This is a genomic window from Rhizobium sp. KNZ14-9A, from assembly GCF_056755015.1.
Window position 1 is genome coordinate 937,414 of sequence record NZ_JBPGXB010000001.1, and the last position, 17,658, is coordinate 955,071.

Sequence of the window (17,658 nt, forward strand, 5' to 3'; positions counted from 1 at the left end):
CTCCGGGCCGCGTGGCGGCGTTTTAAGTTTCGAAATCAGCGATGGCCGCCGGCAAAGATGAAGAATTCGCCGGTCGTCCAGCTCGATTCGTCGGAGGCGAGGAAGATTGCCGCCGGCGTCACGTCGTCCGCCGTGCCCAGCCGTTTGAGCGGCGTCCTGGCCGTCACCGCCGGGCCGAAGTCCGTCTTCAGGAAGCCGCCGGCCTGGACGCCTTCGGTGTCAACCACACCAGGCTTGATCGCATTGACGCGGATCCTGCGGGGCGCGAGCTCGTTGGACAGCGCCCGCGTCAATCCATCGATCGCGCCCTTGCTGGCCGTGTAGACGGATGCGTTTTCCGGGCCGAAGATCGTGACCGTCGAAGACATGTTCACGATGCTACCGCCCTCCGGCATGTATTTCACGACCTCCTTCACGGCGAGCAGATAGCCGAAGACGTTCAGCTCCATATGCCGGCGGAAGAGCTCGATGGAGAGGTTTTCGAGCGGCTGGAAGTCGTAGACGCCGGCATTGTTGACGAGCACGTCGACGCGGCCATAAGTGCGGTTCGCCTCGGCAAAGAGCGCCTCCACCTGTGCCGGATCGCTCATGTCTCCCTTGACGGCAATAGCCTGGCCGCTTTTCGCCTCGATGTCCGCCACCACATGGTCGGCGGCATCCTTGCTGGCGGCGTAATTGACCACCACCGAGGCACCCTCAGCGGCAAAGCCTCTTGCAATCGCTGCGCCGAGGCCCTTGGAGGCGCCGGTAACGACGGCGACCTTCCCTTTCAATCGATCTGTCATAATCCCTGTCCTCTTGGCTTGGTTGTGGCTAATCGGGGCCTTCCCGCCTGTCGATCAGGAGGTCTGGGACGTCTTGCCGGCCCAGAGATCGACGGCGCCCATTCGGTCCGCGCCCTGCGTGGCCAGCATCCAGCCCGGATATTCCGGCGGCAGCTCGCTGACGGCGTCGAGCCTGGCGATCTCGTCTTCGGTGAGTTCGATGTCCACCGCGGCGATATTGTCCTCGAGCTGGCTCAGCCGCTTCGCGCCGACGATGATGGAGGTCACGACGGGCTTGGAAAGAAGCCAGGCAAGCGCGATGCGGGCCGGGCTGCAGCCATGGGTTTCCGCAATCGGCTTCAGCACGTCGATCACGTTCCAGGCGCGCTCCTTGTCGACAACAGGGAAATCGAAGGAGGAGCGGCGCGAACCCTCGGGCGACTGGTTTTCCCGGCTGAACTTGCCAGACAGTAGGCCGCCGGCAAGCGGGCTCCAGACGAGGAGGCCCATTTTCTCGGCTTCGAGAAGCGGGCGCAATTCGCGCTCCAAATCGCGTCCGGCGACCGAGTAATAGGCCTGCAGCGTCGTGAAACGCTCCAGATTGAGGCGGGCGGAAACACCCAGCGCGGTCGCAATGCGCCAGGCTTGCCAGTTGGACACGCCGAGATAGCGGACCTTGCCCTGGCGCACCAGATCGTCCAGCGCCCGCAAGGTTTCCTCGACTGGCGTCAGGATATCGGTGGCGTGGACCTGATAGAGATCGATATGATCGGTCTGGAGCCGCTTGAGGCTGGCGTCTACGGCATCCATGATGTGGGCGCGCGACGCGCCGACATCGTTTCGGCCCGGTCCCATGCGGCTATAGACCTTGGTGGCCAGCACGATCTCGTTTCTGGGAATGCCGAGATTCTTGAATGACTGGCCGAGCGTGCGCTCGCTGGCGCCGGCAGAATAGACATCGGCAGTGTCGAAGAAGTTGATGCCGGCATCGATGCTGGCCTTGACCAGTTCGTCGGCACCGCTCTGGCCGACATCGCCGATATGCTCGTAGATGCCGGTGCCGTCGCTAAACGTCATGGTGCCCAGGCAAAGCTGCGAGACCAGAAGACCGGTATTGCCGAGTGGCTTGTACTTCATTTTACTCTCCTTGAGACGCGTCAATCCGTTCGGACCGGATGGTCCGTTCCACGTCGGTGGTGATTGATGGGGGTGTAGAGCTGCCTAAGCGCTCGTCGCGATCAGGCGGCGTCGCTTCTGTCGGGCGTGCCGAATATCTCGTTGATGTGCAGCGAGTCCGTGAATTCCTTGCCGCTTGCGATCTTCCCGTCCCGGAAGCGCAGAAGGAAATGATAATTGTTCCGGCAGTGCCGGCCATCCTTCATCGGCAGATCGCCCTTGGCGACGATCGCCAATCGATCGCTCTCGCCGGTGATTTCGTGATAATCCATCTTGAGCGGGCCGGAGGCGTTCTCCAGAAGAAGCTTGGGCAGGTTTGCGAGATAGGATGTCTTGGCGTGCAAACCGGAAAACCTGTTTCCGGGCATGATCCACCAAGTCATATCCTCAGTGCTGAGCTTCGACATCGTGTCGGTATCGCCTCGTCCAAGTGCCTCCAGAAAGGCCTTGGCAACGTCCTCTTGCTGCTTTCTATCCATGGCATATCTCCTTCCTAGCCATTGGTCGTGACCTCCCACCACCTGACTTAGGCGCTCGCGTTGCGAAAAAAACGGCAAAAAATGCTCAACCGTTTTCTATATTTGGAAAACGGACCGATACCAGACGCCAGCTCAGCGTGACATTCCGTCTCTGGACCTTTTCGCCGGCCCGAGGTCCCACGTTCGAGATCGGAATGGCCGCGACCACGCTTGACTCCATGGGCCGTCGCCTAGGCGAGCGCTTGTGCTGCGGAAGTCCTGTGCGCGTTCATCGCGACAGCCTCCTTCGGCGTATGCGGACGGCGGTCGAAGGCTATGTTCGACAGTTAGAGCGGACCGTTGAATAGCGGGTGGGCCGTTCGAATCTTGTCAAGGCGTCGGATCGCGCAACAGGAGGCGGGTCCCGACATCCACGATGGACCTGATCGCGGGGAGGAGTTCCTTTCCTAATTCGGTCAACGCATATTCCACAGTCGGCGGGGATGTCGGCATCACCTTGCGACTGAGGACCCCGCGCTGTTCCAGATCCCGCAGCCTGCTCGTCATGACCTTCGCCGAAATGAATGGACAGTCCCGGCGCAATTCCGAAAACCGGCGTGGCCCTTCGCTCAGAGACCAGAGCACTTCCGGCGTCCAGCAACCGCCGAGCAGGTCCATGCACTTCGACATTGGACAGCCGGGGAGTGCCGTCACCTTCTTTCGCACCTTGAGGACCATCACGCTTCCTTGGTTGGCAGTTTCCATCTGGTTACTGGAAAATGGACGTTACTACAAGATACGTGGTTTCCCATGGTAACGATGGCCGCTATCAAAGGCTCTTCCATCCCACAACCAAGAAACGGACTGACCCATGTATGCAGTGACTGGAGCAACAGGAAAACTCGGCCGCCTCGTAATCGAGGCGTTGCTGAAGACCAATCCAGCAGAGAGGATCGTCGCGGCCGTTCGAGATACCGCAAAGAGCAAGGATCTCGCCGAGCGCGGCGTGATCGTTCGTGAAGCTGACTATAGCCGCCCTGAGACGCTCGGTCCGGCATTGGCCGGGGTCGAGAAGCTGCTGCTGATTTCCTCGACCGAGGTCAGTGGCCGCCTGCCGCGTCATCGAGCCGTGATCGACGCCGCCACGCAAGCCGGGGTTTCGTTGTTCGCCTACACCAGCATGCTGCACGCTGACACCTCGCCGGCGACGCTCGCGGTTGAGCATCGCCAGACGGAGGAGTTGATCGTCGCTTCCGGCCTGCCTGCTGTCATCTTGCGAAACGGCTGGTACACCGAGAACCATCTGATGGCGCTCCCAATAGCGCTTGAGCATGGCGCCTTCGTCGGCGCTGCGAGAAATGGTCGTTTTTCGTCTGCGGCGCGGCAGGATTACGCCGAGGCTGCAGCCAAGGTGCTTGCGACCGAAGGGCACGCCGGAAAAACGTATGAGCTTGCGGGCGACCATGCCTATTCCCTTGCCGAGCTGGCCTCAGAGGTCTCGCGGCAGTCGGGCAAGACTGTCATTTACAACGATCTGTCCGAAGCTGCTTTTCGCGATGTGTTGACGGGCGCCGGGCTCCCGTCCGATCTCGCGAGCCTTCTGGCCGATGCCGACACCGCTGCCTCGCGCGGGGCGCTGTTCGACGACGGTGGTGCGCTAGGACGGTTGATCGGTCGGCCGACCACGGTCTTGCAGAGCATGGTCGCGGCAGCCTTGCGACACTGAGCCAACGCCGGGACGATGTTCCCTCGCCGCAAAGGTCAGACAAAGGGAAAGTACTCGGTCGACTTCCCCGCGGCAGGCGGGGCGTCGATGAGAGGCCGGTTGGGCCGACGCCGTCAGTCCATGATACAGGATGGCGCCCGCTCAGCCGTCTTCGCCCGGCATGCCTGCCGGCTCAGGAGAGCAACTCAGCTCGCGGTTTTGCCGCTGGCCCGGCGAAACTCCTCTGACGTCTCGTCCAGGAAGACATAGAGCGCCGTGATCTTGCCGTCGCGGACGGTGATGACATCCCAGCCCGTGTACTCGGGCGCCTCACCGAGCGGTCCGGAACCCCAAGATAACCGCCCCGCATTATGAAGCACCTGTGGCTTGCCATGCGGTGTGTAGACATAGTGGGGGTGCGTCGCCCTGAGATCACCAGCGAACTTATTGATCGCGTCATGCCCGATGATGGCGCCTGGGGGTACGTAGAGGGTTCCGTCCGCTGCCCACAGTTCGGCAATCGCGGCACGCCGCCGGGCGTCGTCGCCCTCGCCGAAGACCTCCTGAAGGTTCCGGTCGAGCAGTTCGCGGATACGCTCCGCAGATTCGCTAGACTGTATCATGACATATCTCCTTGAATGAGTTGGACGAGTTGGAGCCCTAGGCACCCATTGAGTCTAAGGGCTTGATGGGAAGGATTAGATCTGCGCCTGGCCGCCATCGACGAAGAGTTCGATACCGTTGACGAAGCTTGCGTCGTCAGATGCGAGGAACAGCACAGCCTTGGCGATTTCGTCTGGCTGGCCGACACGGCCGGCGGGGATCAGGCTTGCGAGATAATCCCTGGTACCCTGCGCCTGCGCGCCGCCACCGAACAGTTCGTCCAGTCCTGCCGTGTCGGTGACGCCGGGGCTGATGGCATTGACGCGAATGTGGCGATCCTTCAGGTCGAGCATCCAGTTGCGGGCGAAGTTGCGTATCGCCGCCTTAGTCGCCGAATAGACGCTGAAGGCCGGTGTGCCGGAGATACTGGTGGTGGAACTGGTCAGGATGATAGAGGCGCCGTCTTTCAATAGCGGCAGCGCCTTCTGAACCGTGAACAGCACGCCCTTGACGTTCGTGTCGAACGTGCGCTGATAATGCTCCTCCGTGATCGCGCCGAGCGCGACCATTTCGCCGCCCCCGGCATTGGCGAATAGCACGTCGATCTGTGCATGCTTTTGCTGGACGGCGTCGTAGAGCCGATCGATATCGGTGAGATCAGCCATGTCGCCGCGCACCGCGGTTACACGACCGCCAATCTGCTTCACCGCCGCGTCCAATGCCTCCTGTCGGCGTCCCGTGATGAAGACGGAGGCACCTTCGGCTGCAAAGGCTTTTGCTGATGCAAGACCAATGCCGCTCGAACCACCGGTGACCACCACGACTTTGTTGTTGAACCTGTCTGTCATCGTATTTCTCCTTAAAGTCTCGGCCAAGCGCCGTTGTCCTGATATGTACGAGAGGAACGATCAGCCTTGTAGTCAGCGAAATTGACACGTAACGTTCCATCAGAGGAACGCCGATGCGCATCAACTTGAACGACTACGCCTATTTCGCTGAGGTTGTGGCCCATGGCGGCTTTGCCGCCGCCGGCCGCGCATTGCGCGAGCCCAAGTCAAAGCTGAGCAGACGGATCGCAGCGCTTGAGGAAAGGCTGGGCTTGCGCCTGATCGAGCGATCGAGCCGCCGTTTCCGGGTGACGGAAACCGGCCAGGCATTTTACCAACGATGCCGAGCAATCCTTGCGGAAGCCGAACAGGCGGAAGCCCTGGTCGCACAGGCGCAGGCTGAACCGCATGGCCGCATCCGCTTCAGTTGCCCCACGGGCATGGTCGCTCCAATTTCGGGCCTGATCTCATCTTTCCTGACACGCTTCCCGAAAGTGCGGCTTCAGCTTGTGGCAACCGACCGGGCGGTGGACCTGATCGGCGAGCGCATTGATCTCGCCCTTCGTGTGCGTGCGAGCCTGACCTCAGACGCCGCCTTGACCATGCGATCACTGGGGCGATCGACCCGTATTCTGGTGGCCTGCCCTCAGCTTGCCAGCCAGGTCGGCAGCATTGTGCAACTGGCCAACTTGCCGACGCTCGCAACCAATGATGCGGAGGACGATCTCGAATGGCATTTGGAGGCAGAAGATGGACGCAAGCACGTGGTTCGTGTGCAGCCGCGCATGGGGTGCGAGGAAATGGCGACCGTGCGCGATGCTGCAATCGATGGCCTCGGTATCGCGCTCCTGCCGGATCATGTCTGCCGCCAGGCGATGGAAGCGGGTAAACTCGTGCGCCTATTGCCGGATTGGCGTGGGGTGCAGGGGATTGTGCATTTGGTCTTCACGACGAGGCGCGGCCTGTCACCTGCGGTGCGCGCGCTGATCGACCATCTCGCCGCCGGCTTTCCTCGGGATGTTCTCGGCAACAGGGCTGATCCCATTGGCCATCCTTAACTCTGATCCGCCAACTGGTTTTCATAACGCAAGGCCCAGTCCCGCAAGGTCGCGAAGGTCGGCATAAGATCGACCCCGGCCTGCGACAGCGCATACTCCACACGTGGCGGTATCTCTGCGTAAGCGGTGCGGATGACGATGCCGTTGCGCTCGAGGTCGCGAAGCTGCTCGGTCAACATGTGCTGAGTAATACCCGGCAATGCACGACGCAGTTCGCCGAAACGCATCGGGCCGGCAACCAGGCTGCAGACGATCTCGATTTTCCACTTGCCGGTGATCGCCCGTATTGCCCGCTGGAAGCGCATGACGTCGATCGGCTCCGGTCCGGTGCAGCCATCGCAATCTTCGCCATATATGCGTGGTTCTATGGTCTGGTTTTTCATACTACCTCAGGAAATTCATCCTACTTGCCAATTTTCATATGCTTCGCAATGACTGGTCGCAAGGACAAGTGAAGGTATGGAAAATCATATGAGCAAGATTCTTATAACGGGTGGATCAGGGTTTCTTGGCAGCCATTGCATCGTCGCGGCGCTCGCCGCAGGGCATGAGGTTCGCACAACGCTGCGCAGTCTCGACAAAGCAGGCGAAGTCAGCGCCATGCTCGCGGCAGCCGGTGTCGATCCGAAGCGCGAGGTCGCATTTTATGAAGCTGATCTGGGGAATGACGAAGGTTGGAGCGACGCTGTCGCCGGCTGCGACTATGTTCTGCACACTGCATCTCCGTTTCCGTCGACCCAGCCGGATGACCCAAACGATGTGATTGTGCCGGCGCGCGACGGGACGTTGCGTGTTCTCCGCGCAGCCAGTCATGCTGGCATGAGGCGCGTTGTCCTCACATCCTCCTTTGCTGCCGTTGGGTATGGCCCGGAGGCACCGAGCCATGTCTTTACTGAGGACGACTGGACGCCGATCGATGCACCAAACCAGCCATACGTCCTGTCGAAGGCCATCGCGGAGCGTGCCGCATGGGATTTCGTCAAGGACCGCGGAACACCGGAGCTGAGTGTCGTTAACCCGACCGGAATATTTGGACCCGTACTCGGCCCTCAGCTTTCGACATCAATTCGAATTGTCAAAGGACTGCTGGACGGAGCCTTTCCACCTGAATTGCCGGATATGTGGTTTGGTGTAGTAGACGTGCGCGACGTCGCAGACCTGCACCTGCAGGCCATGATTGATCCGTCCGCGGCGGGCGAGCGCTTTATAGCCGTCAGTGGTGAGCCAGTGTCTCTGTTAATGGTTGCCACCATATTGCGCGAGCGCTTTCCGGAGTTTGCCGCCAGAGTTCCCAACCGCGGTGCCTCTTCCTCACGCAGCGCAAACCATAGACGTTCCAGCAGCAACAAGGCGAGGCAGAGGCTCGATTGGAAGCCGCGCACAAGCGTAGAAGCAATTGTCGCAAGTGCCGAAAGTCTTATTCGATTGAGATTGCTTGAAACCCTCAACTAACTTTAAAGGTCCGGAATATTGAGAAAGGAACCGAGCATGGAGCGCGCAGTTCAACCTCTCCAGAATTTCATGATCGATAAGGCGGGCGCCCATAGTTTGGCAACGACCGTGTGGGGGAGGCTGTTCGCTTACGAGTAAGTCGGACTCAAACAAACGGCGCATATACGATGTTAGATTATTATGCGCCGGCAAAGTTTGGTCCACCGCGACACGTTCATAGACAGGACGACGAACTATTCCTGATTGTCGCTGGGTTTGTTCTGATATGGACACCTGACGAAGTGCAAACCGCTGAAGCTGGAGACACCGTATTTCTACCGCGCGGTAAGGAACATACGTGGAAGGGTTATGGCGATGATCCCATCCACTTGCAGGTCATTGTCTCTCCCGGTGAGTTCGAGTGTTTCATCCCAAAGATTGTGCAGCAGAGGCTGACCGCTGAAGACATTGAAGCACTAACGCGAGTGGCGGATGAGGCCGGCATGGATATTACCGGGCCGCCGATCAGTGATACCGAGCTTGCGGAATACTTGGCGGCACCTGCCTGAAATAGAAGCGAAGGCGAAGCCCTTTAGGATCAGTGGGCCATAGATTTCCGCCTCCTGCCTTCTTTAATCTAAAACCAGTCGTCCTCTTGGTCGGTAGGCCGCTGACGTTGTAGGTGGCGAGCTTCGCCGACGGTTCCGCCAGCGCTTGCGGTCGCCCCTGTCACCCTGACCCGGCTTTGCATCGCGGTTGGCGTCGTGGCGTACATCTGCGGACAGCGACCGGGATACATCGACGCTTTTGATCCGTGGTCGAGGCAAAGATCTGTGAGGGGTTTCTTTGTCTCCTACCCCTCTTGCCGGTAGATTGGAGTCATCGGTTCCCCACGAGATGCAAACACAAGGCGATAATCCGGGGACGATGTGTTCGGTTCCTCTGACCGTTGAGGTAGGGCCTAGGCGAGGGGGAAAAATGCTCTGCTCGGGAGGTCGCATGATGAGACGGATAAAACCTTGCCAGGTGTCGGGTTTTTGCATATATACGTTGTCGGGTTTTTGTAACAACGAGGTTGACCGTGAGCCAGCCGAAGACATTGAAAAAGCGAATTGAAAATCGCGTCGCCAGGACCAGGAAGACCGACGTCTTCTTGCCTCGCGATTTTGCCGATCTCAGTGGCGAGGATCAGGTTCTTCGCGCTCTGCGTTCGCTTGTCAAGGACGGCAGCCTGATGCGCCTCGGCTATGGCGTCTACGCCCGCGCGATGCGGTCTCGGATATCGGGCCGGCCGATTATTTCGAGCTCGAATGGTTTCCATAGTGCGGCACTTCAAGCCCTTACCAAACTCGGTGTCGCCTGGGAGCAGAGCGACAGCATCAAGGCTTACAACGAAGGCCGCTCGACGCAGATTCCGGTCAATCCGACGGTCAAGGTCAAAACGCGTTTTAACCGGCGTCTCTCTGACGGCCGCACGGAGCTTCGCGTTGAAAGGTAAGCCTGATCGTCAGACGCTTCTTGAAGTGCAGGAGTATTTCGGACTCCCGTCAGCGACATTGGTCGAGAAGGACTGGTTTGTCGTTCAAGCGTTGGCAGCGATTCACGATGTCGAGGTCGATGGCCTCACTCTTGCGTTCGGCGGTGGGACCGCGCTCGGTCGCGCCTACCGCCTACTCGAGCGCATGTGGGATCGAACACATGGAAGGTGATCTGCCGTGCTCGGCCGCTCAGTCGCACGGTGCGAGTCCCGGCGCTTTGAAGACGGCCGTCCTTCAGCCAGCGATGTCGTTCACCTGCGGAAATTCCTAGGATGTCCTGGATTTCGCGCGGAATGACCGGCAGGCTTTCGATTCCTTCCAGCGCCCGACTAACGGCGGCTGTGGTCGAGGCGAAATCATCCTGGCTGTCTTCCGCCATCCCCAGGACAAGAGCCATGCCGTCCACATCGAGAGATTTCCGGACGGTCAAGGGCAGACGTGCCCGGACTTCCAGAAGAATACCCTTGGCGCGGACAGCCGAGCCGAACGTGGCGGCGGGCAATAGCGGCCAGGTCTTCACGAGTGCGGGGGGAACGATGATTTTCTGTTTCGGCATCCAGCTTAACTGTGTTTGGCGTGGCTTGGCGTCGGACCATGCGACGTGGACGACGGGATGATCGAGCTTGCCGCGCAGGTCGCTTAAACCGCCTAGCGGTCTTCGCCAGGTCGCTCCGAACTTGAATGTCCACCATTGCGAGATATCGGGCCCGTTCACGGATTTCGGCTGCGACGCACCGTCAGGAGATGCGCGGTCGGCGTCTATTATTGCTAGGAGAATCCGAAACGGATGGCGACCAGAGAACTGCCCGCCAGTCTTATGGCGCTCCTATGCATATCGCTTCTTTATCTTTCGGGATGCGGCGGGCATCCCCGGGGTGTTTTCTAATTCATTTCAAAGCGACGTGCGCTCCTGTTGTCTTTCACGAAACGATACCCTCTTCGTTTGATATGGTGTGATCTTCTCGCAATGCAGTGTTGACGACTAGTTCCATGCTGATCTGAGCGATCTCCTCGAAAAATACGCTGTGGTAGTCGTTGCGATAGGTGATGAAATATTCGAGGTTCGGAAGCTTCATCTCCGTATTCAAAATGCGAAGCCGCCCATCCGCGACGTATTTGCTGAAGAATGCTTTTGGCAGAATGGTGATGCCGAGACCGAAAGTGGCGAGTTCGGCCAAAGCCGCCATGTTGTTACACGATATGGTTTTGGTGAACGGTAGCTTTGGATTGTCGATCACGTCGTGAAGGATGGGACGCAGGATCGAGCCGGCAGACTGGATCAGCAATGGATATTTCAAAAGCTCGTCGTTGGTCAGAACCCGATCGCTGTTGTTGGTTTTGGGGCTGCACATCCAGACCAGTTCGATTTCGCCCAGGCGCCTGTTGATGAATTGAGGATGCTGCAACAGGCGCGGACAGATGACGAAGTCTATCTTGCGATCGTTCAAGCGTTCCAGCAGCCCCTTTGTCAGGTCGATCTCCGGTTCCAAGGTAATGCCGGGATATCGCTCCACGATCGTCGCCAGAAGCTCCGGAAGCAATGAGATCGCCACAAGATCGCTGACCCCTAGCCGAAACTTCAGTGGCGTCGAGATAGACCGCGCCGCTAGTTTCAGTCGATCGTGCAGGCGCAGCATCTGTTCCGCGATGTCCCTGACGTCATTGCCCTGTGGAGTGAGCACCGATTGCCGAAGTGTCCGGTCAAAGAGCGGCGAGGCGAACCCGGCCTCCAATTCCGCAATGCGCTTCGAGATCGTCGATTGCGTGAGATTGAGGTAGGACGCGGCGGCCTCAAAGCTTCCTAAAGTCGCCACCCAATATAGCGCTTCCAACTGCTTCAGCGTAAACATCGCCATTCCCATGAAGTTTTTCGATTTATATAAATCTATATTTATCGCTTTTTTGCGCGGCGTGGCAATATTATAAATCCGTGACATCAAGGCCGTGGAGGGCTTTGAAGGAGGCTTCATGATCATTGCAGAACACCCGTCCGCAGAGCAGGTCTCCTCGGCCCTTGTTGCGGAATATCGCGGCGTTGCGACATCCATCATCAGCGACAACCTTTCTCGACTGCCCGGCGCGACCGGCATCATCCCCTACCATAAGGGTGGCCATATGATCGGCACGGCGTTGACCGTTAAGACGCGGGCAGGCGACAACCTGGCGATCCATGCAGCGCTCAAGATCGCGCGGGCGGGCGATATCATCGTCGTTGATGGCGGAGGCGATATCAGCCAGGCGCTGATTGGCGAAATCATCCTGACGCATGCGGAATCCCTTGGCGTAGCCGGCTTCATCATTGATGGAGCGATCCGCGACGTGGCGGCGATCCGCGCGTCGGATCTGCCCTGTTATGCACGCGGCGTAACCCACAAAGGTCCATACAAGTTCGGACCTGGCGCCCTCAATGTTCCGGTTTCGATCGGAGGTCTTGTTATTAATCCTGGGGATCTGATTGTCGGCGATGAGGATGGGATCGTCGCGCTCGCGCCCGCCGTGGCTGCGCAGCTTCTTCCGGGGGTCCGGGCGCAGGAGGAAAATGAACGGGCGAAGATCGCAAGGTTCAGGGAGGCGCGCTTACAGCTGCAGGGCTGAATCACACAAGACCTAGACAGCTTAAAGGGAGGATAAGTCTGTGAATTTTTGGAAGACACTTTTACTGGCGATCTCTGCGACGGTCATCGTTCCGTCCGGCACGGCATGGGCACAGGCGGCAAATTCCGTCACCATTGTCCTGCCCGCTGCACCGGATCGGCTCGATCCGTGCGAAACGCCACGATCGGTGATTGGCCGTATCATCAAGCAGAACGTCGTCGAGACACTGGTGGAACTCGACTACGGCAATGGCAAGATCCTGCCTCGGCTGGCCGAAAGTTGGGAACAGCCGTCGCCGAACGAGTGGGTGTTCAAGCTCCGCAAGGGCGTCAAATTCCATGATGGCGCACCTTTCGACGCGAAGTCCGTAGTCGATTCGCTAGAGCGCACGAACGACCCGAAGCTTACCTGCATCACTCGCACCAAATATCTCGACGGCACGAGCATCGTCGCCTCGATCATCGATGACAACAAGGTGAAGTTCACCACGAAGACCCCGGTGCCGATCCTGCCGACGCTGCTGGCACAATTGGCTATTTCCTCGCCCAATACCCCGAAGGGCGAATATACCAACAAACCGATCGGCACGGGCCCGTACAAGTTCGAAAGCTGGACACAGGGTACCAGTGTCGTCATCGTGCGCGACGACAGCTATTGGGGCACCAAGCCCGCCATCGAAAAGGCGACCTACGTCTGGCGCAGCGAATCCTCGGTCGCGGCCGCAATGGTCGAAACTGGCGAGGCCGACCTGGCTTTCTCGATCGCGCCTCAGGATGCGACCAACAAGACGACGGACAAGGTCTATCCGAATTCCGACACATCCATGTTTCGTCTTTCTGTCGACGTGCCGCCGCTCAATGACGTGCGCGTCCGGAAAGCGATCAACCTTGCGATCGACCGCAATGCCTTCCTCGGCAGCGTCATCAGCTCCGAAGCCCAGCTTGCCACACAGCAGGTCGGCCCGAGCGTCCTTGGCTTCAATCCGAAACTGAAGCCTTGGGAATATGACCCGGCTGAAGCAGAGAAGCTTCTGGCAGAGGCGAAGGCAGATGGCATCGACGTGACGCGAGAAATCCGCATGGTCGGCCGGGCGGGCATGTTTGCCAATTCCAACGAGTTCGTCGAAGCGGCTGCCGAAATGCTGCGGCAGGTGGGCCTCAATATCAAGCTCGACAATCTTGAAATGTCACAATGGCTGCAGGTGGCGAACAAGCCATTTGCCGCAGATCGTCAGCCGAACATATTCCTGACCATGCATGACAACAACAGTGGCGACGCTGCGTTCACGGCCTTCTTCAAGTATCATTCCAGCGGCCGTCAGAGCGAGCTGCACGACCCTGAACTCGACGCTCTCATCGACAAGGCGGGCACGGAACAGGGCGACGAGCGCGTGGCTGACTATCAGGAGGTTTTCCGTCGCATCTACGAGGACAAGGTCGCCGATGTGCCGCTGTTCCACATGGTCAACTTTATGCGGGTTGGCGCGCGGATCGATTTCACTCCGACGATCGCCAACGCAGTCGAGCTGCAACTGGCCAGCGTCAAGCTGAAATAGCTGCTAGGGTGAGCGCCAGCCAGCCGCCGCTTACCCTCTTTCCGTTCGACGCAAGGCATCAATCATTCCCATCTGACGGAGGAGCGGGATTTTGGGTACGTTCATCTATAAGCGCTCGCTGCAAAGCCTGCTTTCGCTCATCGGGCTTATCGTTCTGGTGTTTTTCCTGGCGCGCATGACAGGCTCTCCGGTCGATCTCTATCTGCCGCAGGGCGCCTCGCAGGACGTCCGCAACCAGTTCAACGAGCAGTTCGGTTTCAATGACCCTCTCTACATCCAGTTCGGTCGCTTCATCTGGGGGATTGTTCATCTCGACATGGGGCAGTCGCTGCAATTTTCGCGGCCGGCAACCGAGGTCGTTCTGCAGGCTTTCCCGACGACGCTGATGCTTGCGGCGGTGACAATGCCGCTGGTTATCGTGATTGCGGTGGTGACCGGTTCGCTTGCGGCATTCAAGCCCGGCGGCGTATTCAACCGGCTCGCCAGCTTCATCTCGCTGCTCGGCGCCAGCACTCCCAACTTCTGGGTAGCGATCGTCGGCGTGCTCGTCTTTGCGGTGACCTTGCGCGTGCTTCCGACATCCGGCACCGGAACGCCCCTGCATTGGGTATTGCCCGTCGCTGTGCTGGCCTTGCGGCCGGCTGGGGTTCTCGTGCAAGTGGTGCGTACCTCCATGTTGACCGCGCTGTCGTCGGCCTACATCAAGACGGCACGCGCCAAGGGGGTCGGCTCGCGCACCGTCGTGTTCATTCACGCGCTCAGAAATGGGCTTCTTCCGGTCATCACAGTCGCAAGCGATCAGACTGCCGGGATCGTCAACGGCGCAGTGATCGTCGAGACGGTGTTCGGCTTTCCTGGCATCGGCAAACTCATGATCGATTCAGTCATGCTGCGCGATTTTGCCGTGATCCAAGCTGCCGTTCTCGTGACTGCCCTTGCGGTCTTCATCATCAACATCATCGTGGACATCGCCTATGCCATCGTCGATCCGCGCATCCGGTACAACTGAGATGGCCGTACCAGTCGTCGCCTCGGCAAAGCCGACTGCCAGAACATCCGCCACCCGAGAGGTCGTCTGGCTCCTCTGGCAGGACAAGGTTGCCTTCGGTGCCGCCATTCTGCTGCTGCTCGTTCTCATCTGCACCATCTTCGGCCCCTGGCTGCTGGCGGATCAGGCGCGTGCCCTTAACCTTCCGGCACGCAACGCCAAACCTTTCTCGCTTGATAAGGGCTGGCTGTTCATCCTCGGCGCCGATGCGCTTGGGCGCAGCCTACTTGCCCGCATCATCGTCGCGAGCCAGAAGACGATGCTGATCGCAGCCAGCGCCGTGGTCATCTCCACCGTCGTCGGCGGGCTTCTCGGGCTCGTCGCGGGCTATAAGGGCGGCTGGATCGGCGCAACGCTCCTTCGACTTGCCGATGCGATCATGAGCTTTCCATCGATGCTACTGGCGGTTATCGTACTCTTCGTCTTCTCTACCGGGGTCAGTAACGTCATCCTGGTGCTTGCCATCTCCCGCGTTCCGATCTTCCTGCGCACCGTTCGTGCCGAAGTGCTTGAGCTCAAGGAGCGGATGTTCGTCACGGCTGCTCTGGCGATGGGCGCGAAGACGGAGCGCATTCTGCTGCGTCATATCGCACCGATGGTCATGCCGACGGTGATCAATCTGGCGGCGCTCGAAATGGCTTTCGTCATGCTGGTAGAATCGGGGCTGAGCTTCCTCGGCATTGGCATCCAGCCGCCCGAAGTCACCTGGGGGCTGATGGTCGCAGATGGCCGCAACTATCTCGGTTCGGCGTGGTGGCTGTCCTTCTGGCCGGGTTTGGCGATCATGGCGGTGACAATGGCACTGAACCTCCTTTCCAACTGGCTGCGCATCGTTACCGATCCGGTCGAGCGCTGGCGTTTCCAAACATCCGCAGGTGCAAAATGAGCCAGCAGGCCCTCCTCGAAATCAGGAACCTCAGCATCGACTTTCCAAATCGCGCCGGGGTCGTACATGCCGTCAACGATGTCAGCTGGTCGATCAATCCCGGCGAGACGCTTGCCATTCTCGGCGAAAGCGGTTCCGGCAAGAGCGTCAGTACTTCCGCGGTGCTGGATCTCGTGGACAGTCCTCCGGCAGTGATTGCCAGCGGGCAAATCCTTTACCGTGGCCAGGATCTCCTGAAGGCCTCGAAGGAAGAGCGCCGGGCTATTAATGGCAAGAAGATTTCGATGATCTTTCAGGATCCGCTGGCGGCCCTCAATCCCGTCTATCCCATCGGCTGGCAGATCGCCGAAACCCTGCGCGTTCATGGCGTCGACAAGGCCACCGCCCATGTCCGCGTCATCGATCTTCTCACCCGCGTCGGAATCGAGGAGCCGGAGCGCCGCGCCAGGCAATATCCGCACCAATTTTCCGGTGGCCAGCGCCAGCGCATCATGATCGCCTCCGCGATCGCGCTGGAGCCGGACCTGCTGATCGCCGACGAGCCGACGAGCGCCCTCGACGTGACGGTGCAGGCGCAGGTACTGGCTCTGTTGAAGAAGCTGCAGTCCGAAAGCGGGATGGGCATCGTGCTGATCACCCACGACCTGAGCGTCGTGGAAAAGGTCGCCGACCGCGTCGTGGTCATGCAGGATGGACGGGTCGTTGAATCCGGAACATCGCAACAGATCATGACATCGCCACAGCACCCCTATACGCGAAAACTGCTCGACGCGATGCCGGGCCGTCACGGCTTCGACGCGACGCAGGAGGCGGCAATCCATGGCCGCACGCTCCTCGAAGTCGACAATGTATCGCGCATCTACGGCATCCGGCCCGGCAAGGCGGCAGAGGCCGGCCCGAACGCGATCCGCGCGGTGAACGAAGCAAGCTTCGTCCTTAAAAGCGGCGAGACGCTTGGGATCGTCGGCGAATCCGGTTCCGGAAAATCGACCCTCGCCCGGATGCTGCTCGGCCTGGACAAGCCGACCATCGGCGAGATCCGCTTCGACGGCAAGGATCTCAACGCCATGAGTGCCACAGAAACGTTCAAGGTTCGCCGGCGCATGCAGTTCGTGTTCCAGGATCCGACCGCGTCCCTCAATCCCCGTATGACAATCGGCCAGATCATCGCCGAGCCCTGGGCCATCCATGCGGATGTCCTGCCGCGCAAGGATTGGCGCGGCAAGGTCATTGAATTGCTGGAGCGCGTCGGCTTGAAAGCCGACTACATCGACCGCTATCCGCACCAGTTCTCCGGCGGGCAGAGGCAGCGCATCGCCATCGCCCGTTCGCTCGCGCTCAATCCGGAAGTCATCGTCTGCGACGAGGCCGTGTCGGCCCTCGACGTGTCGATCCAAGCCCAGGTCATCGACCTTCTCAAGCAACTGCGCAGCGAACTTGGCCTATCCTACATCTTCATCGCCCACGACCTGGCGCTGGTGCGCGATTTCGCAACCGATGTCGTGGTGATGTATCGCGGCAAGATCGTGGAAAAGGGCAAGACGGCGGACGTCTATAGCAATCCGCAGAACGACTACACGAAGCGGCTCTTGTCTGCGAGCATGTCGCATCTTCCGACTGCGGCATGACAACTCAGGACGGCCTTCTTCATCGCCGCTGTTACGTCGGCAGGAGCCACCTGCACGATAGCTATCACTCATACGCCTAAGTCTGAAATGTCCGAACGCCCCGCGCCATGAGATGGGCGATGGCGGTGCGGCCTGCTCTTTTTTCTCGCTGAGCAATTGGGCATCCGTTTCTTCGACGGTGCGCCGGAGGACCGCAAGGAACTCCTGTATCGACGACAGTTGGCAAAGCCCGCTTGATTTGCACGCCGGAACACGCCGCAGGTGGCGTGCTCGCAACGATCGGACAGCAGCTTCATCCGGTCGCGACTGCGATTGCGGAAAGCGAAAAAGACGCCCGCCTTTCAGCCGCTAATAGTGTCCGATCTGTGCTCTAGAGGTTGGCAGGG

Annotated in this window: 19 protein-coding genes; 10 read left to right on the forward strand and 9 right to left on the reverse strand. The window is 59.5% G+C overall.

What is annotated here, in order from left to right; all coding sequences use genetic code 11:
- Positions 1-35 precede the first annotated feature (35 nt).
- From ACR9ZQ_RS04870 to ACR9ZQ_RS04885, 4 genes are all read right to left on the reverse strand, one after another.
- Positions 36-785 carry an SDR family NAD(P)-dependent oxidoreductase gene (locus tag ACR9ZQ_RS04870; protein WP_481427061.1) on the reverse strand — a complete coding sequence of 250 codons (750 nt, stop codon included), beginning with the start codon at positions 783-785 and terminating at the stop codon, positions 36-38.
- Between the two features lie 54 nt (positions 786-839).
- Entirely contained in the window at positions 840-1,901 is a 1,062-nt protein-coding gene (locus ACR9ZQ_RS04875) for an aldo/keto reductase (protein WP_481427062.1), read from the reverse strand.
- A 101-nt stretch (positions 1,902-2,002) separates the two neighbouring features.
- On the reverse strand, positions 2,003-2,419 hold the full coding sequence (locus tag ACR9ZQ_RS04880) for a nuclear transport factor 2 family protein (protein ID WP_481427063.1): 417 nt from the start codon (positions 2,417-2,419) through the stop codon (positions 2,003-2,005).
- A gap of 369 nt (positions 2,420-2,788) precedes the next feature.
- On the reverse strand, positions 2,789-3,136 hold the full coding sequence (locus tag ACR9ZQ_RS04885) for a winged helix-turn-helix transcriptional regulator (RefSeq protein ID WP_113319398.1): 348 nt from the start codon (positions 3,134-3,136) through the stop codon (positions 2,789-2,791).
- Positions 3,137-3,269: 133 nt separating this feature from the next.
- On the opposite strand from ACR9ZQ_RS04885, the gene ACR9ZQ_RS04890 reads away from it, so the two are divergent.
- Positions 3,270-4,124, forward strand: a complete 855-nt coding sequence (locus ACR9ZQ_RS04890; protein ID WP_481427064.1) for an SDR family oxidoreductase — start codon at positions 3,270-3,272, stop codon at positions 4,122-4,124.
- A 185-nt stretch (positions 4,125-4,309) separates the two neighbouring features.
- Here the strand turns inward: ACR9ZQ_RS04890 and ACR9ZQ_RS04895 are convergent, their stop codons facing one another.
- Together ACR9ZQ_RS04895 and ACR9ZQ_RS04900 are read right to left on the reverse strand one after the other, a co-directional pair.
- Positions 4,310-4,726 carry a nuclear transport factor 2 family protein gene (locus ACR9ZQ_RS04895; RefSeq protein WP_458386821.1) on the reverse strand — a complete coding sequence of 139 codons (417 nt, stop codon included), beginning with the start codon at positions 4,724-4,726 and terminating at the stop codon, positions 4,310-4,312.
- Positions 4,727-4,801: 75 nt separating this feature from the next.
- Positions 4,802-5,554, reverse strand: coding sequence for an SDR family NAD(P)-dependent oxidoreductase (locus ACR9ZQ_RS04900; RefSeq protein ID WP_310235310.1), 753 nt, complete (start codon positions 5,552-5,554; stop codon positions 4,802-4,804).
- 113 nt (positions 5,555-5,667) lie between these two features.
- Between ACR9ZQ_RS04900 and ACR9ZQ_RS04905 the strand changes: the two genes are divergently transcribed.
- Positions 5,668-6,591, forward strand: coding sequence for a LysR family transcriptional regulator (locus ACR9ZQ_RS04905; RefSeq protein WP_481427065.1), 924 nt, complete (start codon positions 5,668-5,670; stop codon positions 6,589-6,591).
- Here the strand turns inward: ACR9ZQ_RS04905 and ACR9ZQ_RS04910 are convergent.
- The gene (locus tag ACR9ZQ_RS04910; protein ID WP_113319393.1) at positions 6,588-6,974 is read right to left on the reverse strand and encodes a winged helix-turn-helix transcriptional regulator; all 387 of its coding nucleotides are present in this window, start codon (positions 6,972-6,974) and stop codon (positions 6,588-6,590) included. The genes ACR9ZQ_RS04905 and ACR9ZQ_RS04910 overlap by 4 nt on opposite strands.
- An 88-nt stretch (positions 6,975-7,062) precedes the next feature.
- Between ACR9ZQ_RS04910 and ACR9ZQ_RS04915 the strand changes: the two genes are divergently transcribed.
- From ACR9ZQ_RS04915 to ACR9ZQ_RS04925, 3 genes are all read left to right on the forward strand, one after another.
- The gene (locus ACR9ZQ_RS04915; RefSeq protein ID WP_481427066.1) at positions 7,063-8,043 is read left to right on the forward strand and encodes an SDR family oxidoreductase; all 981 of its coding nucleotides are present in this window, start codon (positions 7,063-7,065) and stop codon (positions 8,041-8,043) included.
- A gap of 167 nt (positions 8,044-8,210) precedes the next feature.
- On the forward strand, positions 8,211-8,591 hold the full coding sequence (locus ACR9ZQ_RS04920; RefSeq protein ID WP_481427067.1) for a cupin domain-containing protein: 381 nt from the start codon (positions 8,211-8,213) through the stop codon (positions 8,589-8,591).
- 512 nt (positions 8,592-9,103) lie between these two features.
- A complete protein-coding gene (locus tag ACR9ZQ_RS04925; protein ID WP_481427068.1) occupies positions 9,104-9,520 on the forward strand; it encodes a DUF6088 family protein in 417 nt (138 codons plus the stop codon).
- Between the two features lie 125 nt (positions 9,521-9,645).
- Here the strand turns inward: ACR9ZQ_RS04925 and ACR9ZQ_RS04930 are convergent, their stop codons facing one another.
- Both ACR9ZQ_RS04930 and ACR9ZQ_RS04935 read right to left on the reverse strand, forming a co-directional pair.
- Positions 9,646-10,275, reverse strand: a complete 630-nt coding sequence (locus tag ACR9ZQ_RS04930) for an SUMF1/EgtB/PvdO family nonheme iron enzyme (RefSeq protein WP_481427069.1) — start codon at positions 10,273-10,275, stop codon at positions 9,646-9,648.
- Between the two features lie 205 nt (positions 10,276-10,480).
- On the reverse strand, positions 10,481-11,536 hold the full coding sequence (locus ACR9ZQ_RS04935) for a LysR family transcriptional regulator (protein ID WP_481427070.1): 1,056 nt from the start codon (positions 11,534-11,536) through the stop codon (positions 10,481-10,483).
- Here ACR9ZQ_RS04935 and ACR9ZQ_RS04940 point away from each other — a divergent pair.
- The 5 genes from ACR9ZQ_RS04940 to ACR9ZQ_RS04960 all read left to right on the forward strand — a co-directional run bounded on the left by ACR9ZQ_RS04940 (position 11,529) and on the right by ACR9ZQ_RS04960 (position 17,272).
- Entirely contained in the window at positions 11,529-12,155 is a 627-nt protein-coding gene (locus ACR9ZQ_RS04940; protein WP_481427071.1) for an RraA family protein, read from the forward strand. The genes ACR9ZQ_RS04935 and ACR9ZQ_RS04940 overlap by 8 nt on opposite strands.
- A gap of 40 nt (positions 12,156-12,195) precedes the next feature.
- A complete protein-coding gene (locus ACR9ZQ_RS04945; RefSeq protein WP_481427072.1) occupies positions 12,196-13,710 on the forward strand; it encodes an ABC transporter substrate-binding protein in 1,515 nt (504 codons plus the stop codon).
- A gap of 91 nt (positions 13,711-13,801) precedes the next feature.
- On the forward strand, positions 13,802-14,719 hold the full coding sequence (locus tag ACR9ZQ_RS04950) for an ABC transporter permease (protein ID WP_481427073.1): 918 nt from the start codon (positions 13,802-13,804) through the stop codon (positions 14,717-14,719).
- Positions 14,685-15,644 (forward strand): ABC transporter permease, encoded by a 960-nt coding sequence (locus ACR9ZQ_RS04955; RefSeq protein ID WP_481427074.1) that lies wholly within the window; start codon positions 14,685-14,687, stop codon positions 15,642-15,644. Before ACR9ZQ_RS04950 ends, ACR9ZQ_RS04955 begins: the two co-directional genes overlap by 35 nt.
- A complete protein-coding gene (locus ACR9ZQ_RS04960) occupies positions 15,641-17,272 on the forward strand; it encodes an ABC transporter ATP-binding protein (RefSeq protein ID WP_481427075.1) in 1,632 nt (543 codons plus the stop codon). The genes ACR9ZQ_RS04955 and ACR9ZQ_RS04960 overlap by 4 nt, the downstream gene beginning before the upstream one ends.
- Positions 17,273-17,658 lie beyond the last annotated feature (386 nt).

Bases quoted from the DNA above. Each gene is read 5' to 3' on its own strand.
- ACR9ZQ_RS04870 (WP_481427061.1), bottom strand. From the start codon at position 785: ATGACAGATCGATTGAAAGGGAAGGTCGCCGTCGTTACCGGCGCCTCC.
- ACR9ZQ_RS04875 (WP_481427062.1), bottom strand. From the start codon at position 1,901: ATGAAGTACAAGCCACTCGGCAATACCGGTCTTCTGGTCTCGCAGCTT.
- ACR9ZQ_RS04880 (WP_481427063.1), bottom strand. From the start codon at position 2,419: ATGGATAGAAAGCAGCAAGAGGACGTTGCCAAGGCCTTTCTGGAGGCA.
- ACR9ZQ_RS04885 (WP_113319398.1), bottom strand. From the start codon at position 3,136: ATGGTCCTCAAGGTGCGAAAGAAGGTGACGGCACTCCCCGGCTGTCCA.
- ACR9ZQ_RS04890 (WP_481427064.1), top strand. From the start codon at position 3,270: ATGTATGCAGTGACTGGAGCAACAGGAAAACTCGGCCGCCTCGTAATC.
- ACR9ZQ_RS04895 (WP_458386821.1), bottom strand. From the start codon at position 4,726: ATGATACAGTCTAGCGAATCTGCGGAGCGTATCCGCGAACTGCTCGAC.
- ACR9ZQ_RS04900 (WP_310235310.1), bottom strand. From the start codon at position 5,554: ATGACAGACAGGTTCAACAACAAAGTCGTGGTGGTCACCGGTGGTTCG.
- ACR9ZQ_RS04905 (WP_481427065.1), top strand. From the start codon at position 5,668: ATGCGCATCAACTTGAACGACTACGCCTATTTCGCTGAGGTTGTGGCC.
- ACR9ZQ_RS04910 (WP_113319393.1), bottom strand. From the start codon at position 6,974: ATGAAAAACCAGACCATAGAACCACGCATATATGGCGAAGATTGCGAT.
- ACR9ZQ_RS04915 (WP_481427066.1), top strand. From the start codon at position 7,063: ATGAGCAAGATTCTTATAACGGGTGGATCAGGGTTTCTTGGCAGCCAT.
- ACR9ZQ_RS04920 (WP_481427067.1), top strand. From the start codon at position 8,211: ATGTTAGATTATTATGCGCCGGCAAAGTTTGGTCCACCGCGACACGTT.
- ACR9ZQ_RS04940 (WP_481427071.1), top strand. From the start codon at position 11,529: ATGATCATTGCAGAACACCCGTCCGCAGAGCAGGTCTCCTCGGCCCTT.
- ACR9ZQ_RS04935 (WP_481427070.1), bottom strand. From the start codon at position 11,536: ATGATCATGAAGCCTCCTTCAAAGCCCTCCACGGCCTTGATGTCACGG.
- ACR9ZQ_RS04955 (WP_481427074.1), top strand. From the start codon at position 14,685: ATGCCATCGTCGATCCGCGCATCCGGTACAACTGAGATGGCCGTACCA.
- ACR9ZQ_RS04960 (WP_481427075.1), top strand. From the start codon at position 15,641: ATGAGCCAGCAGGCCCTCCTCGAAATCAGGAACCTCAGCATCGACTTT.